Source organism: Vibrio sp. vnigr-6D03, assembly GCF_002835515.1.
Lineage (GTDB): Bacteria > Pseudomonadota > Gammaproteobacteria > Enterobacterales > Vibrionaceae > Vibrio > Vibrio penaeicida.
Genome location: NZ_PIZL01000007.1, coordinates 169,517 through 185,675, shown reverse-complemented (window position 1 = coordinate 185,675; position 16,159 = coordinate 169,517). Strand labels below are relative to the sequence as shown.

Genomic DNA, 16,159 nt, shown 5'->3' with positions numbered 1-16,159 from the left:
TTGTTTGAAAGAGACTTTCTCTGGTTTTTAGCTATCGACTTGTTTCCAGCTCGTGAGCTTCGATCACTTCGTTGCGTATTTTAAGTGCGTACAAGTATCCCAGTGTTCCACCAACGATATTACCTGCCGCAATACCGATAAAAAGCCCTTCAACCTGATACCACTCACTACCAATGTAGGCAAAAGGCAATGTGAATATAAACAAACGCATCGCACTCCAACTAAAGGCGTGCATGGGTTTATGTAGTGCATTGAGCCCACTAGCCAGCACCATTAATATGCCTTGAAACCCATAACTGAACGGGACCACCAGCAAGTAATGCCAAAGTAAATCTCTCACACTTTGCTCTTGTGAGAAAAGTGAAGCAATAGGCATGCTCAATGGAACCATCATGATAAAGATGAGCAGCTGAAAAAGAATCGAAAATCGCATACACACAAATAAGGCGTTAAAACTGCGCGTTGGATTCTTTGCACCAAAATTTTGCGCCATAAAGGGCGTTAAAGCGGAGGTCAGTGCCATCAAAACCAAAATCAAAATAGATTCGACACGTTGCGCGGCACCATAAGCGGCAACGGCTTCTGTACCGTGGCTCGCTAATATAATCATGAGTATCGCACCTGAAATAGGTGACATCGCATTAGACAAGGCGGCGGGTGTGCCAATTTTTAAGATGGCACGCCAATCTTGAATGAGGGACGGAAAGTACGGGAGTGCCAGCAGCTTTTCTCTTTTTATGAGTACGTACAAAGATCCACACAAAGCGCCCATGTAGCTGAGTGCACTGGCTATAGCAGCCCCTTTTATTCCCAATTCAGGAAACGGGCCGTAACCAAAGATAAGCAGTGGGTCGAGTACGCCGTTAATGACACCAGCCAGCATCATAATTTTTGCCGGAGTTTTGGTATCACCAGTTGCACGAATCGCACTGTTTCCCGCCATGGGAATGACTAACATTGGGATCGTTAAATACCATACCACCATGTACTCTTTGATGAGTGGGATCAGATCTGGGGTCGCCCCGAGAAGAGAAAACAGCGGGGTGATGGTCAGTAATCCGATGGTTGATGCGATACTGACGAGAATGACCGCTAGGATTAAACCGTGGGAAGAAAACCTTGCCGCATCTTGATTGTTACCTTGCCCAAGCAGCCGACCGACGTTGGTCGAAAGCCCCATGCCAATACCCATCGTGATGCAATTGACGGCAAAGGTGACGGGAAAAGTAAAGCTGATCGCAGCCAGAGCCTGAGTACCAAGCAAAGAAATGAAAAAAGTGTCCACAAGATTAAACATAAGGATCGAAATCAGACCCACAATCATCGGTAGGGTCATGTTTCTGAGCACTGCGGGGATAGGTGCAGTGAGTAATCCATGTTTATCTTGCATTGATAGTGACAACTTAATTTATCTTGAAGAACGCGTAGGATACAGAAGAATACACATTGGAGCCACAATGCGACGGAGGGCTCGAAAGTTGAGGTGGAAACAGTTACTTCGAGCAACAAACGTGAAATTTCTCGAAAAGCTGTTTGATTTTTCAACACTCGTCACAAAAAAACGCATTGCCCCCCTTGGGTTATCTCTATGTACGCCCTATATATGATCCACAAGCCGTTTTAACGGCATTTCTTACATCAAATAGAATCATCTAATCAGGAGAGACGACCGATGAATATCCGTCCTTTACACGACCGAGTTATCGTTGAACGCCAAGAAGTTGAATCCAAATCTGCCGGCGGCATCGTTCTAACTGGTTCTGCTGCGGAAAAATCGACACGTGGTACGGTTTTGGCTGTAGGCAAGGGCCGCATCCTAGAAAACGGTACTGTGCAACCGCTGGACGTTAAAGTTGGTGATAGCGTTATTTTTGCTGAAGGCTACGGCACGAAATCTGAAAAGATTGACGGCAAAGAAGTTCTGATCATGTCTGAAAATGACATCATGGCAATCGTTGAGTAAAAGCAATCGTTGAGTAATTTTTACTCTGATTCAAAAAACGACAGACTAAAAACGAATTAAGAAAGGGAAATTAAAGATGGCTGCTAAAGACGTTAAATTTGGTAACGACGCACGAATCAAAATGCTAGAAGGTGTTAACGTTCTGGCTGACGCTGTAAAAGTCACGCTAGGTCCTAAAGGCCGCAACGTTGTCCTAGACAAATCGTTCGGTGCTCCAACCATTACTAAAGATGGTGTTTCTGTTGCGCGCGAAATTGAACTGGAAGACAAGTTCCAGAACATGGGCGCACAAATGGTTAAAGAAGTGGCCTCTCAAGCAAATGACGCGGCAGGTGATGGAACAACCACTGCTACTGTACTGGCTCAATCTATCGTTAACGAAGGTTTGAAAGCGGTCGCAGCTGGCATGAACCCAATGGATCTTAAGCGTGGTATCGATAAAGCAGTCGCGGCTGCTGTGATTGAGCTGGGCAACATTTCAGTTGAATGTAAAGGCAAGAAAGAGATCGAGCAAGTTGGTACGATTTCAGCTAACTCTGACAAGAGCGTAGGCGAAATCATTGCAGAAGCAATGGAGCGTGTTGGTCTTGACGGTGTAATCACTGTTGAAGAAGGTCAGGCACTGCAAGATGAGCTAGACGTTGTTGAAGGTATGCAGTTTGACCGCGGTTACCTGTCTCCTTACTTCATCAACAACCAAGAAGCTGGTGCGGTTGACCTAGAAAACCCATTCATCCTTCTTGTTGACAAGAAAGTATCTAATATCCGCGAATTGCTTCCTACTCTAGAAGCAGTAGCGAAAGCCTCTCGTCCTCTTCTTATCATCGCTGAAGATGTAGAAGGCGAAGCGTTAGCAACACTTGTTGTGAACAATATGCGTGGCATCGTGAAAGTAGCAGCAGTTAAAGCGCCTGGTTTTGGTGACCGTCGTAAAGCAATGCTACAAGATATCGCTATTCTAACTGGCGGTACTGTGATTTCTGAAGAGATTGGTCTAGAACTTGAAAAAGTAACGCTAGAAGACCTAGGTCAAGCGAAGCGTGTAACCATCACGAAAGAAAACTCTACCATCATCGATGGTGCGGGTGAGCAAACTGCTATTGAAGGTCGTGTTGCTCAAATCCGTCAGCAAATCGAAGAAGCAACTTCAGACTACGACAAAGAAAAACTACAAGAGCGCGTTGCTAAGCTAGCAGGCGGTGTTGCAGTAATCAAAGTCGGCGCAGCGACTGAAGTTGAAATGAAAGAGAAGAAAGACCGCGTTGAAGATGCACTTCATGCGACTCGTGCAGCGGTTGAAGAAGGTGTAGTAGCGGGCGGTGGTGTTGCACTAATCCGCGCAGCTTCTAAGCTGACTGAGCTTGAAGGTGACAACGAAGAGCAAAACGTAGGTATCCGCGTTGCACTACGTGCAATGGAAGCACCAATTCGTCAAATCACAAGCAACGCAGGTGATGAAGAGTCTGTAGTTGCAAACAATGTACGTGCTGGTGAAGATAACTACGGTTACAACGCTGCGACGGGTGAATACGGCGACATGATCGCAATGGGTATTCTTGACCCAACGAAAGTTACGCGTTCAGCACTGCAATTTGCAGCATCGGTTGCGGGTCTTATGATCACAACAGAAGCGATGGTGACTGACTTACCTCAGAAAGATGCACCAGCAATGCCTGATATGGGCGGCATGGGTGGAATGGGCGGCATGGGCGGCATGATGTAAGCCTCCTCCTCTCGGATGATAAGAGCCTCGCAGTTATGCGGGGCTTTTTTATATCTTAAACATTCAATTATTTTATCGATTTTATATAATTTAGATAAACGCTCTATAGGTGGAGTGGGTTTCGTTAATCTAAGCTGAAAATTCACTTTATGTCGCATATTGTTCTGGTATGTTAGAGGCATAAAAATAAGTAGCTAGGTTAATCCTGTGAGCCATCATCACAACTTTCCAATTAAGCGTTCTTCGCTGGGCGTAACGGCTTTGTACGGTCTTTTTCTGCTTCTTCTTGTTGTGGACGCACTTAATGAAGCGTCGGAAGAATTTACAGCAGAAAAAAAGCATGTGGCTGTGGCGTTGAAAGATATGTCGAACACATTAAGAGCGGTGGAGCATGAAATGACGGTGCTATCGCAATTTAATGTCTCTGATTCTCCCCCTCATTTACATACCGTTGTGGAAGGCAAAACGTGCTCGTTCGAAGGACTAGGTGAGGGACGTTCTACCATTCATTCGGATTTTATCATCACTGGTGTTGCCGACATGTGTGATGCGCGTACCTCACTATACCAAGATGCGCATTTTTGGGTGCCTAGCGCTCACGTGATGTCTTATCTAGTGAACACCCGCGAAGCAATTTCTTCCATCTACTTTATTTCTAAAGATAAATACATTATTTCATCGCCTTCTAAGCTGGCGCGAAACATCACGAGCAGTACTTTTGATGATGTTCTCAAACATCGACCTTTTTGGCGAAACACTTTGCAGTACGGGCTTGCCAATAACCGTCGTGATATCACTTTTACAGGAGAATACCGCGATCTCTTTACCGGAAAGTCGGTGGTTACTTTAAGTGCAGCAGTGTATCGAGATGGAGAGTTAGCAGGCGTGTTGGCAATGGATGTTCTGGCGAGCCAGATTAAGCGCAATTTAGGGAAGGAGTACCTTATCCTTCCCTATCCAGGCGACAACCAAACGGGTCTGTTTACTTACAAAAAGTCTGGTGAGATCAGCGATGCTTCTCAAAATACGCGTTTGCATTTGAGTATCGACCAACATTGGCAACAGCATTTATATCAGTTGTGGAAATACAAACACTATTGGTTGGTAACATGGTTTGTTTCTTATCTGTTCGTCGTTACGTTATTGATTAATAAGAATTGGTCTTTGATTCAATCTTATGAAGATAAACTGATGCACCTCGATGATGAAACTGGGTTATTAAATCTCAAAGGGTTAGAGGCAAAACTTTCTTCGCTTAAGGAGCGTCCTTTTCTTTGCATTGCGGCGTACTCCGTAAAAGATACAGAATGCCTATCTGAGTTAGCAAAAGAACAAGTTAAATCGCATGTACAAGTCGTTCTTAAGGAGAGGCTTCGTTCGTTTGATATTTTCGCTTCATCAGGAGATGGAGGTTGGGTTCTTATTTTGCCTTGTGAATCGATAGAATTAGGTTCACAGCTTATAGAACAACTAGAAACCGAAGTGCGTTTAACACCTTATCGATTACCTGAAGGTGTAACCCAAGATTGTTTACTCGAAGGGCATTTTGAATTAATACCTGTTCACAAATATGATGGGTATCTTCACCTTTGGCGCAGTGTAAGAACTCGATTTATCGCACAAGACGCTGAGCCTAACGAGATCATTCAAGCTGTCAGCCATTAGAACGTCTGTGATGTATGAATGGCTGCTTTATTTCTTACTCCGTTTCCCCATTGTTTGATGGACACCTCGACGCAAGCTCCTAAAACTGCTTTCCAGCTTATCGACACCGAGCAAAATGGAAAGCATTAGGATCGTGACAAGTATTGCTTGTTGACCAAACCCTAACCCAGTCATGAGTCCAAGTGCGGCCAGTACCCATATAATGGACGCGGAGGTGACGCCGTGGATCTTCCCATCTAGTGTCATCATAACCCCAGCCCCTAAAAATCCTACCCCAGTAATAATCTGCCCAAGTACACGAGCGTGATCCAAACTGTTGGGAGAAAGGTGTACCGCCAGCGACATGAAAAAATAGGTTCCAGAAATGATCAGAATAGACGTACGTATTCCAACTGGCTTTCCACGTGTTTGGCGTTCAATGCCAATAAGAGAGCCACATACGGTGCAGCAAAGTAGGTCCCACCAAGAAAATGGTCCTAAGTCTAACCAATTTGAAATTTCAATCATGTAATACACTCCCGAATAGAGTGCAAATATGGGGTTAAAATTTCTTTATTCCACTAGGCTTTTTAATGAATTATTTTTATGGAAATGACAACAAATATTGATCGTAAAAATGGCTATATTTGACGTTTAAATACGTCATGATCAATAGATTGCAAGGTAGGCATAAGTCGCTTATATTTCGCGCTCCTGTTCCTTTGAGTCTTTGGAGACTTGATCAATGAAAAAACAAATGTCAGTAATTGCTCTATCGATGACTATGGCATCCCCTTATGCATTGGCGCAAGATTCTGCCGCAATGTTCTCTACGCTGGATGGCTTTAACGCACCTGCTAGTGATGCGGTTGGTGGTGTTCGTTTGTCTGTTTTACACGGAAAAGTGAGTGCTGTTAAAGGTGTCGATGTGTCAGTGTTAGGCATGTCTGAGACCGATACGATGACAGGTTTAAACTTAGGCATGTTCTTTGGCGCATCAAAAGTAAACCAAGAGATGAAAGGGGTGTCTCTTGGGATGTTTAACTGGAATATGGGCACGACGAAAGGCGCCAACTTAGGCGTAGTGAATGTGACTCACGATGTAAAAGGCGTCAACTTCAGTGCTGTAAACTATTCAGAAGGATTTACCATGGCTGATGTTGGCTTGGTTAGCTTGTCTGAGAAGTCGAACGTCCAGCTTGGCGTGTTCAACAAAACCAAGCAAATTGAAGGTGTACAGATTGGCTTGCTAAACTGCGCAGACAATGGATTTTTGCCTTGTTTCCCGTTTGTGAACTTCTCGATTTAAAATTCGAATTTGGAGCTCCTGATTGGTCAGGAGCTTTATTCCAAGTGTAAATCCAGTGGCGTTTTGCTTTTTCTACCGCCGATCTCGCGTGCTAACTTGGGTACTAAATACCCTGATACTTCTTCAATGACTTCGGCCATTAGTGCTTTTGCTTGTTTATCCGAAACATAGAAGTGCGCCGCGCCCTGAACTTTATCCAGAACATGGATGTAGTAAGGCAAGACACCGGATGCAAACAGAGCTTCACTGAGCTTTATAAGTGCCTCTGAAGAATCATTAACCCCACGCAGCAACACACTCTGGTTCAATAACGTCACGCCAGCTTGTTTGAGCTTGGCAAGGTAAGCTGAAAGTTCACCATCGATTTCATTGGCGTGATTAATGTGTGTCACCATCACGACATTCAAACGACTTCCCCTAAGTAAGTAACACAGCTCATCGGTAATACGAGAAGGAATGACGACAGGGAGCCGAGAGTGAATTCTTAGCGTTCTCACATGCTCTATTGCTTCTATACGTGAGACCAGCCATTCCAACTCGCTGTCCTTCGCCATAAGAGGATCGCCACCAGAAAGAATGACTTCATTGATCTCTGGGCGCTTGGCAATGTACGCCAAATTCTGCTCCCAAACGGATTTAGAGCCTTTGTTGTCTTGATAAGGGAAATGACGGCGAAAACAGTAACGGCAGTTGATGGCGCAGCCACCTTTAACGATCATCAATACGCGAGACTTGTATTTATGCAGCAACCCCGGCTGGTCGTTATCTTGCTCTTCCAGAGGATCGGCCGAATAGCCTTTATGCACGTCAAATTCTTCCATTAAGGGCAGAACTTGCTTGAGTAAAGGATCGTTAGGGTTGCCCTTTTCCATTCGTTCGACAAAGCTTTGTGGCACGCGCATCGCAAACAGTTCGCGTGCGGCTAACCCTTTTTGCCAAGGGGTAGGGTCTATTTCAACCGCTTGCAACAACTTGTAGGGATCGGAGATCGCATTCGCTAATTGTTTGAGCCAGTTTTGCTCAACAGAAACAGCTTTTCGGGTTATGATGTGCGGCATTAAATTGAACTCGAAGATGGTAAGAGGAAAAAATGGCTACTGTTAGCACGAATGAATTTAAAGGCGGTCTTAAAATTATGCTTGATAATGAGCCGTGTGTCATTCTCGAAAACGAGTATGTTAAGCCGGGTAAAGGTCAAGCATTCAACCGCGTAAAAATCCGTAAGCTGCTTTCCGGTAAAGTTTTGGAAAAGACGTTCAAGTCTGGCGACACAGTTGAAGTTGCAGACGTAATGGACATCGATCTGGACTACCTATACAACGACGGTGAGTTTTACCACTTCATGAACAGCGAGTCATTTGAGCAAATCGCAGCGGATCTTAAAGCGGTGGGTGACAACGCTAAGTGGTTGGTAGAAAACGACACTTGTATGATTACGCTTTGGAACGGTAACCCAATTGCAGTAACACCACCAAACTTTGTAGAGCTTGAAGTCACTGAAACAGATCCTGGTCTGAAAGGTGATACTCAAGGTACAGGTGGCAAGCCAGCAACGCTGGTAACAGGTGCAGTTGTTCGTGTACCTCTGTTCATCGCTATCGGCGAAGTTATTAAGGTTGATACACGTAACGGCGAATACGTTGGTCGTGTAAAATAACGATAACCTGATACAAATCGTTACGAAACCGCTCCTACGTGAGCGGTTTTTTTATAATTTAAGTTATAAATTTATTAAATAAACTTAAGTTTATATGAAGCGGTATCGTCATCCTTTATGATTCGCGGCGTTTAGTTGGAACTAAGATCACATATAAAGGAGCTCTCTGATGAACTTACCTACCAAGGCACTTGCAACCCTATTTACGCTTACTCTTGGTTTTTCTAGTCAAGCTAGTGCTTTCCAGACATTTGATAGCACCGCAGGTCAACCTGACGCGCAAGAATGTCGCTACTTATCTGATGCAGGAAAGAATGCATTTGATGCTAATACTGGAAAGCTTTGGGCTTGTAGTACTCAAGGCTGGGTATTTTTCGAATCTCAAAGTGCTCATAAATGTTTGAACGCATCGAAAGCAGAACAAGCGAAATACCCTGCGTGGAAGAAAGGGCGTACTTACGTTGGCGGCAATAAAGTACTGTTCAACAACAAAGTATACCGCGCAAAATGGTGGACCAGAAAAGGTACTCCTGCTACATCAGAAGCATGGACATTGGATGTGAAAGACGTTCAACCTAAGACTTGGAATCAAAACCATCAGTACAACAGTGGTGAGAATGTCTTGTTCATGGGGCATGTATACGAAGCGAATCATTGGAGCAAAGGCAAATTACCACCTGCAAATGTTTCTCAGCATAACCGAAGCAAAGAGTGGCGTTATGTGGGTCCATTTGAATGCCCAAATAGCTAAAGAGAGTGTTTGAGTACACATCCCAAAAATGCGCCTTAGTGGCGCATTTTTTGTCTCAACTTCTAGGGGCTGTTCTTGTTTTATTGTGGTAAAAATTGAATAACGCTCTCAGTCTCACACCCTCATAAATACAAAGCACGCTTCTGCCTTTTATTTGTCGCTATAGTAACCTGATAAATAAAAAAGCAAGGAAGCCGTATGTCTGAAGAATCTCAATTGCCACTGGATGATTTTATCGAATACCCAGTGGAAGAAATGTCGAAACGTGCGAATCAAAACTACGATCTCATCAAGCGACGCCACTCTATTCGTCAGTTCTCCGACCGTTCAGTGCCCAAGTCCATTATTGAAAGTTGTATTAAAGCGGCTGGAACAGCGCCAAGCGGAGCGAATCATCAACCTTGGCACTTTGTCGCGATCAATAGTGCAGACGTGAAAGCTCAAATTCGCCAAGCGGCAGAAGAGCTCGAACAGTCTTTTTATCAAGGAAGGGCAGGGCAAGAATGGCTTGATGCGCTTAAACCACTTGGGACTAACGCCAGCAAACCTTACCTAGAAAAAGCACCGTGGCTAATTGCTGTATTTTCTCAAAAGCGCGGAGGGATGGAGAACGACGAAAACCAAACCAACTACTATGTGCATGAGTCGGTTGGTATTGCGACAGGTTTTTTACTACAAGCCTTGCACAACGCAGGGTTGGGTACGCTTACTCACACACCAAAACCCATGAGTTTCTTGAGCAAAATATGCGGACGAGACAATAGCAACGACCGCCCATACATGTTGATCGTAACTGGCTACCCTGAGGAAGGCGCTACCATTCCTCAACACGCTACCTATAAGAAACCACTCGATGAAATAGCGACATTCATGGAATAAGAGACGCCCTTGTTAATCTAGAGCGCCATTGGATTACTTGTTCGAGAAGAAGTACGTATTTAAGTAATCATTCAAGGGCTTAAGCGCTGGGTTCGCCCATGTTAAGTACATATTGGGACCATCTGACGGATAGAGCCCAGATGCGATGTCGCCTTTATTGATAAAAGGGGAGCCTTGGCTGCCAATAAACTCACCACCGCCTGCATTTCGTGTTGAGTCTACTTTGTATTCGTACAATAGCCCGAGTAAAACACCGGCATTTAAGTTGCTGTGTGTTTTCTCATGCAATGGATTGACGATGCCTCCAGCGTGGATAGTTCCGTCTTTCTTGCAAGGTGTTGGAGTACCAAGAGCACGATCAGCGTTGAGTTGTCCGTTCCCATGCAGGCACTCATTGAGGTGGAGTGCCTCGAAGCTTTGTTGTTTTGCTGTTTGTTTGTAGATGTTCAACTTGTTTTTAAAATCTTGGTAGGCATCGTTGAGGTCACTGCCCACCAAAGTATGGCTGTTTCCATCCACATAATAGTCAAACATCTGCATGAGCTTTTGGTAAGCCGTAAGCCGCAACGTTTCATCTTCACCATTCTGGGTATAAATCCACTCTATCGCGTGTACTTGCTGGGTAGCGGATGCCAATGCGACGGCAAACGGATCTTGATCGGATGCGCTTGTTGGGTTACTTGCCAAAATGCCTATAACAATCGTCTTATTATTGAATTGGTTATGAACATCTTGGTTCGACCAATGGACAAAATTTTCAGCTTGATCAACGACTCGTTGATGCTGCTCTTTCGTGACCGTTGGGTCGATAGCTAATACATAAATACCCTTCTTAAAATCGCAGTTAGGGATATCAGCGACCGTTTGGCAGTGCTCAATCTCAGAGTAAACATGAACGGTAGTTTTGGTGAGCGCTGGCTGACCCAATTCATGATTAACGGTATTAGGATCAATTTGGCAGCCAGAGAGCATCCAGGTACATATTACAGTCAGAAAAACAGATGGTTTGAACATTACACTTACTATTTAAAATGAAGCGAGTTGTGCTTCGGTTCCAATGAGAACCAGAACCTTTTATCCCGAGTTCGGGGTATTTCGGTCATGGTTAATGTGTCAAAGCTCTGGCAATCACCAGTCTTTATTTATGCTCTTCCGTGATTTCTTATTTGGCTCAATTTGTTGCTGCTGAGAACGGGTTGTCTCTACCTCGAACAAATGAGCTATAGAGGGTCTTAAGCGATAAGCGGCGGGATTATAGTGAGTAAGTGAGTAAATTTATAGAGTGAAAATTGTACATATTTGTAAGCAAGGTGATAGAAACTTCTGCTGTAGGAAAAGAAAGGGAGCTAACCTCCCTTTCTTTTTCAGCTTAAATCATAAAGATAAATACAATAGAAAGTGCCGTTATAAGACCAGAAAATGCATAGCACGCAATTTTCCCAACAACACCAGTATGGAATTTCAAATCGTGCATTCCGTGGTGAATTCGATGCATCGCATGCCACATAGGTAAAGAAAGCGTACCAATGATGAATAGAGCACCAATGAGTGAGGTCGCAAACTCAGAAACACGCTCGTAACTGAGAGCTTGTACATCAATAATCCCTAGTGGAACCAGTACGCCGAGGATTAAGATAGTAATAGGGGTAATCATGGCAAACCACGTTCCCCCTGCACCAAACAACCCCCACCAAATCGGTTCGTCGGAGCGTTGAGGCGTTTTGTTTACCGAATAATTAGGTTTCATTTTATGCTCCTTACACCACGATGAGTACAACCAGAGAAATTACCGCCACTGCTGCCCATTGGCTTATTACAATGAGCTTCTTCTCGACGGGTTTTCCTTTCAAACGAATTGGTATCACTTGCGGCATCATGCTGAAAAACGTCTGAGCGTGAAGCAGGCTACCTGCCAGCGCAACGACGTTTATGGCAACAACAATCGGGTTTGCCATGAAGGCTAGCCAGCTTTGCCAAGCTTCTGGTCCTTTTACTAAAGCACCCAAACCAAAAGTGAGGAATAAAGTAAAAAGCACCAACGGAAGTACTGTTGCCTCACGAAGCATATAGAATCGGTAGAAGGGATGATCTTTCCACCACGTCCGGTTGATTTCACGAACGTAAGGTTTGCGGTTACTCATGGTTATGCCTCCTTTACCTGTTCATCTTGTGGCTTCAGCATGGCGATAACAAAATCCATAGACGATGCTACTTTGCCTTGGTTTACCGCTGCTGCTGGGTCGACATTTTTAGGGCAAACATCGGAACAGTAGCCCACAAAAGTACAGCCCCACGCGCCATTCTGACCGTTTATCAAACCCATACGCTCTGCTTTACCGTGATCACGGCTGTCGAGGTTGTAGCGATGCGCCAGTGTTAATGCTGCAGGCCCCATGAATTCTGGGTTAAGACCAAATTGAGGGCAGGCCGCGTAGCAGAGCCCGCAATTGATGCAGCCAGCAAACTGCTTATACTTCGCCATTTGCTCTGGGGTTTGGATGTTTGTTCCATCTTCCGGCTTACGATCGTTACCGATAATGTAGGGTTTGATGGCTTCGAGACGCTCAATGAATGGGGTCATATCCACGATTAGATCTTTTTCGATAGGGAAATTCGCCAAAGGCTCGATTTTCACACCGTCGGGGTAATCTCGTAGGAAGCTTTTACAAGCCAGTTTGGGCACCCCATTGACCATGATCCCACATGAGCCACAAATCGCCATTCGACACGACCAACGGTAAGACAACTCTTTGTCCAAATGATCTTTCACGTAGCCTAAAGCATCGAGTACCGACATGGTTTCATCGAATGGGACGTCAAATGTCTGGAAGTGAGGCTCTGCGTCTTTTTCAGGGTCATAACGCAGAATGTCGACTTTTTGAATACGAGTGGCTGACATCATGCTTTCTCCTCTGCGGATTTGGCGGCTTCAGCGGCAGCGGCTTTTTCTGCGGCTTCTCCGTATAAACGTGCCTTAGGCTGTGACTTGGTGATTCTTACTTCGCTGTAATCGATGGTGGGTGCAGCATCGGGCTGATAAAAAGCAAGTGAATGCTTCAAGAACTGCTTGTCATCTCTATCGGTATAGCCATCATCTAAACGTTGATGAGCCCCACGGGATTCTTTGCGCAATATGGCTGAATGCACCATGGTTTCCGCAACTTCTAACCCATAGCCGACCTCAATGGCATACAACAAATCCGTATTGAATACCTTTCCTTTATCTTTAATGATGATGCGCTTATATCGCGCTTTGAGCTCGGTGATTTTTTCAATGGTGGCTTGCATCAGATCTTCTTGACGATAAATACCGCAACCCGCTTCCATGGTATGACCCATTTCTGTGCGAATATCCGCCCAGTTTTCATCACCTTCTTGATTCAGCAATGCTTGAATTCGAGCTTCTACATCCTGGATTTGAGAAGCGATAGCGTCGTCGTTCCACCCAGTGAATTCTTCGGTATGCTTCGCGGCGTTTTCACCTGCGACTCGTCCGAAGACCACAAATTCAGCCAGAGAGTTGGAACCCAGCCTGTTCGCGCCGTGCAACCCAACCGATGCGCATTCACCGACGGCAAATAAACCTTTAATGCGAGTTTCACAACCTTTATCCGTTTCTATACCACCCATGGTGTAATGCACTGTTGGTCTAATTGGAATGGGTTCTTTGGCTGGGTCGACATTTACGTACGCTTTGGCCAGTTCGCAAATGAAAGGCAAGCGCTCATGCAGATACTCTTCTCCAAGGTGGCGAAGATCGAGGTGAACCACATCACCCAAAGGATGTTTAATGGTGTTGCCTTTTTGTTGCTCGTGCCAGAAAGCTTGGGAAACTTTATCTCTTGGACCTAGCTCCATGTATTTGTTTTTGGGTTGACCAACAGGCGTTTCCGGCCCCATGCCGTAATCTTGCAAATATCGGTAGCCGTTTTTATTGACGATAATACCGCCTTCACCACGGCAACCTTCGGTCATTAAAATACCGGTTCCCGGTAATCCTGTTGGATGGTATTGCACAAATTCCATATCGCGGAGTGGTACACCGTGGCGGTATGCCATCGCCATTCCATCGCCAGTCACAATGCCGCCATTGGTATTGCAGTGATAAACGCGTCCAGCGCCACCCGTTGCGAGAACCACGGATTTGGCTTTGATGACAACGAGTTCACCCTCTGACATGTGAATGGCAATCACCCCCTGAATTTCACCGTCGTTGACCAGCAAGTCGACCACAAAATACTCATCAAACCGATGAATGTTGGAGTATTTTATCGAGGTTTGGAACAGGGTGTGAAGCATGTGAAAGCCCGTTTTATCTGCCGCAAACCAAGTGCGCTCCACTTTCATGCCACCAAATCGGCGAACGTTCACTTCGCCGTTTTCTTTGCGGCTCCAAGGGCAGCCCCATTGTTCCATTTGAATCATTTCGCGAGTGGCGTTTTCTACGAAGTATTCCACCACATCTTGTTCACACAACCAGTCTCCACCACCAACGGTATCGTTGAAGTGGTTGTCGAGGCTGTCCTCATCTTTGATAACGGCTGCGGATCCCCCTTCTGCAGCAACGGTATGAGAGCGCATGGGGTAGACTTTAGAAATAAGAGCGATGTCTAATTCTGGGTTTGCTTCAGCAGCAGCGATTGCAGTGCGAAGACCAGCGCCGCCAGCGCCGATGACTGCGATATCTGTGGTTATAGTCTGCACAGTTACCTCCGGTTAGTAACGACAAATGCAAAAACGACAGCGCACGTGTAGCGAGCCGTCCCTGCTGGATTCTGTTGAACCCATTAATCCTAAAAAACCTTGATTCCTGTAGGTATATTAAAAGAGCTCCAATACGGAAAAATTGATTCATTTAGGTTTTTGCTTCGGTAATGCAAACAAGAGCATAAAATTTCCAAAATATGTGATTTTAGTCACTGACGTCCAATGTGAACAATAATGGTGGCGGATGAGGAATCACCGCTGGAAGAGAGAGAGGTGCAGGGCTAAAATAAGGCGCTTAAACACTCAAAGAGAGATTGTATGTCCACCATGAACTGGCAACCGACCGCTGATATTGCGCAGTTGAAGCAACGCGCGGAATTGATTGGAAAGATACGTGCGTTTTTTCAACGCAACGATGTATTGGAAGTCGATACACCCGCGATGAGCCACGCAACGGTAACGGATATTCACTTACATACCTTCCAAACCCAATTTGTGGGACCAGACTATGCTGGCGGGCGTTCTCTCTATTTAATGACCAGCCCTGAGTTTCACATGAAACGTCTGCTTGCCGCAGGCAGTGGCTCGATCTATCAGATTTGTAAGTCGTTTCGAAATGAAGAAAACGGGCGATTTCACAATCCCGAATTTACTATGTTGGAGTGGTATCGAATTGGATTTAATCATCATGATTTGATGGATGAAATGGATGAGCTACTTCAACTTACTCTTACTTGCGAGAAAGCGGATCGCATGACCTATCAAAATGCCTTTTTGTCGGTGTTAGGGGTGTGCCCACTGGAAGGTTCCATGGATACCTTAAAGCGAGCGGCAGGCGAATTGGGCTTAAGTGATATCGCGCAGTCAGAAGAAGACAGAGACACGTTATTACAGCTGTTGTTTAGCGTTGGTGTTGAAAACAAGATAGGGCAGGATGCCCCTGTATTTGTGTATGATTTTCCTGCCTCCCAAGCAGCACTAGCAAAAATCAATCAACAAGACCCGAGAGTAGCGGATCGATTTGAAGTCTATTTCAAGGGGATTGAACTCGCGAATGGGTTCCATGAACTGGATAACCCCTCCGAGCAGTTATCGCGATTTGAACAAGACAATCAGCAGCGAATCGGCATGGGTTTGAGCGAGCAGCCCATTGATTATCATCTAATCGAGGCCTTAAAAGCAGGGTTGCCACAGTGTGCTGGTGTTGCGCTGGGGATCGACCGTTTGGTTATGTTAGCACTGGGCGAAGAGCATATTGATCGCGTCACAGCGTTTTCGTTTCCAAGAGCTTGAGTTCGGCTAGAGAGAGCACGAATTGCGGCTGGGCGAGTACAAATAAACAAAAACCACCTAAGCGGTGGTTTTTGTTTATCACAATGTATTTGGCATCAACAATTCGATAAGCAGCACTTACGTTGAAACAAGTATCTTAACTTGTCGATGCAGTAATGTTTCTCGAAGTAGGAAGCTTCGATACCTCATTACCAAAGGTATTTAGGATTCAAGGTCGGGATTGAGTCGTACTC

General features: G+C 45.2%; 16 protein-coding genes. 8 read left to right on the top strand and 8 right to left on the bottom strand.

The annotated features are described in order from the left end of the window. Window positions 1–31 precede the first annotated feature (31 nt). The gene (locus CW749_RS06670; protein WP_101111246.1) at window positions 32–1,390 is read right to left on the bottom strand and encodes an MATE family efflux transporter; all 1,359 of its coding nucleotides are present in this window, start codon (window positions 1,388–1,390) and stop codon (window positions 32–34) included. 282 nt (window positions 1,391–1,672) lie between these two features. On the opposite strand from CW749_RS06670, the gene CW749_RS06665 reads away from it, so the two are divergent. The 3 genes from CW749_RS06665 (at window position 1,673) to CW749_RS06655 (ending at window position 5,351) form a co-directional block, all read left to right on the top strand. Next, entirely contained in the window at window positions 1,673–1,963 is a 291-nt protein-coding gene (locus CW749_RS06665) for a co-chaperone GroES (protein WP_005417156.1), read from the top strand. A 76-nt stretch (window positions 1,964–2,039) separates the two neighbouring features. Next, the gene (gene groL / locus CW749_RS06660; protein WP_101111245.1) at window positions 2,040–3,686 is read left to right on the top strand and encodes a chaperonin GroEL; all 1,647 of its coding nucleotides are present in this window, start codon (window positions 2,040–2,042) and stop codon (window positions 3,684–3,686) included. 207 nt (window positions 3,687–3,893) lie between these two features. Then, window positions 3,894–5,351 (top strand): PDC sensor domain-containing protein, encoded by a 1,458-nt coding sequence (locus CW749_RS06655; RefSeq protein ID WP_101111244.1) that lies wholly within the window; start codon window positions 3,894–3,896, stop codon window positions 5,349–5,351. A 27-nt stretch (window positions 5,352–5,378) separates the two neighbouring features. Here the strand turns inward: CW749_RS06655 and CW749_RS06650 are convergent, their stop codons facing one another. After that, on the bottom strand, window positions 5,379–5,858 hold the full coding sequence (locus tag CW749_RS06650) for an MgtC/SapB family protein (RefSeq protein ID WP_101111243.1): 480 nt from the start codon (window positions 5,856–5,858) through the stop codon (window positions 5,379–5,381). 217 nt (window positions 5,859–6,075) lie between these two features. Here CW749_RS06650 and CW749_RS06645 point away from each other — a divergent pair, with 217 nt between their 5' ends. Then, window positions 6,076–6,639 carry a phaC PHA synthase gene (locus CW749_RS06645; protein WP_101111242.1) on the top strand — a complete coding sequence of 188 codons (564 nt, stop codon included), beginning with the start codon at window positions 6,076–6,078 and terminating at the stop codon, window positions 6,637–6,639. Window positions 6,640–6,674: 35 nt separating this feature from the next. Here the strand turns inward: CW749_RS06645 and epmB are convergent, their stop codons facing one another. Next, on the bottom strand, window positions 6,675–7,697 hold the full coding sequence (gene epmB / locus CW749_RS06640) for an EF-P beta-lysylation protein EpmB (protein ID WP_101111241.1): 1,023 nt from the start codon (window positions 7,695–7,697) through the stop codon (window positions 6,675–6,677). Between the two features lie 32 nt (window positions 7,698–7,729). Here epmB and efp point away from each other — a divergent pair, with 32 nt between their 5' ends. The 3 genes from efp (at window position 7,730) to CW749_RS06625 (ending at window position 9,926) form a co-directional block, all read left to right on the top strand. Beyond that, window positions 7,730–8,296: an elongation factor P gene (efp, locus tag CW749_RS06635; RefSeq protein WP_101111240.1), complete on the top strand. Its 567-nt coding sequence runs from the start codon at window positions 7,730–7,732 to the stop codon at window positions 8,294–8,296. Between the two features lie 169 nt (window positions 8,297–8,465). Continuing rightward, entirely contained in the window at window positions 8,466–9,047 is a 582-nt protein-coding gene (locus CW749_RS06630; protein WP_101111239.1) for a carbohydrate-binding protein, read from the top strand. Between the two features lie 198 nt (window positions 9,048–9,245). Further along, window positions 9,246–9,926, top strand: coding sequence for a nitroreductase family protein (locus tag CW749_RS06625; RefSeq protein WP_101111238.1), 681 nt, complete (start codon window positions 9,246–9,248; stop codon window positions 9,924–9,926). 33 nt (window positions 9,927–9,959) lie between these two features. Here the strand turns inward: CW749_RS06625 and CW749_RS06620 are convergent, their stop codons facing one another. The 5 genes from CW749_RS06620 to frdA all read right to left on the bottom strand — a co-directional run bounded on the left by CW749_RS06620 (window position 9,960) and on the right by frdA (window position 14,630). After that, window positions 9,960–10,940 (bottom strand): hypothetical protein, encoded by a 981-nt coding sequence (locus CW749_RS06620; protein WP_145997829.1) that lies wholly within the window; start codon window positions 10,938–10,940, stop codon window positions 9,960–9,962. Between the two features lie 355 nt (window positions 10,941–11,295). Beyond that, window positions 11,296–11,673: a fumarate reductase subunit FrdD gene (frdD, locus tag CW749_RS06615; RefSeq protein WP_101111236.1), complete on the bottom strand. Its 378-nt coding sequence runs from the start codon at window positions 11,671–11,673 to the stop codon at window positions 11,296–11,298. A 10-nt stretch (window positions 11,674–11,683) separates the two neighbouring features. Next, complete coding sequence (frdC, locus tag CW749_RS06610) at window positions 11,684–12,067, bottom strand: fumarate reductase subunit FrdC (protein WP_101111235.1); 384 nt, start codon at window positions 12,065–12,067, stop codon at window positions 11,684–11,686. A gap of 2 nt (window positions 12,068–12,069) precedes the next feature. After that, the gene (locus tag CW749_RS06605) at window positions 12,070–12,825 is read right to left on the bottom strand and encodes a succinate dehydrogenase/fumarate reductase iron-sulfur subunit (RefSeq protein WP_101111265.1); all 756 of its coding nucleotides are present in this window, start codon (window positions 12,823–12,825) and stop codon (window positions 12,070–12,072) included. Further along, a complete protein-coding gene (gene frdA / locus CW749_RS06600; RefSeq protein WP_101111234.1) occupies window positions 12,825–14,630 on the bottom strand; it encodes a fumarate reductase (quinol) flavoprotein subunit in 1,806 nt (601 codons plus the stop codon). Before frdA ends, CW749_RS06605 begins: the two co-directional genes overlap by 1 nt. A 321-nt stretch (window positions 14,631–14,951) precedes the next feature. Between frdA and epmA the strand changes: the two genes are divergently transcribed. Beyond that, on the top strand, window positions 14,952–15,926 hold the full coding sequence (gene epmA, locus CW749_RS06595) for an elongation factor P--(R)-beta-lysine ligase (RefSeq protein ID WP_101111233.1): 975 nt from the start codon (window positions 14,952–14,954) through the stop codon (window positions 15,924–15,926). The last annotated feature ends 233 nt before the right edge of the window (window positions 15,927–16,159 follow it).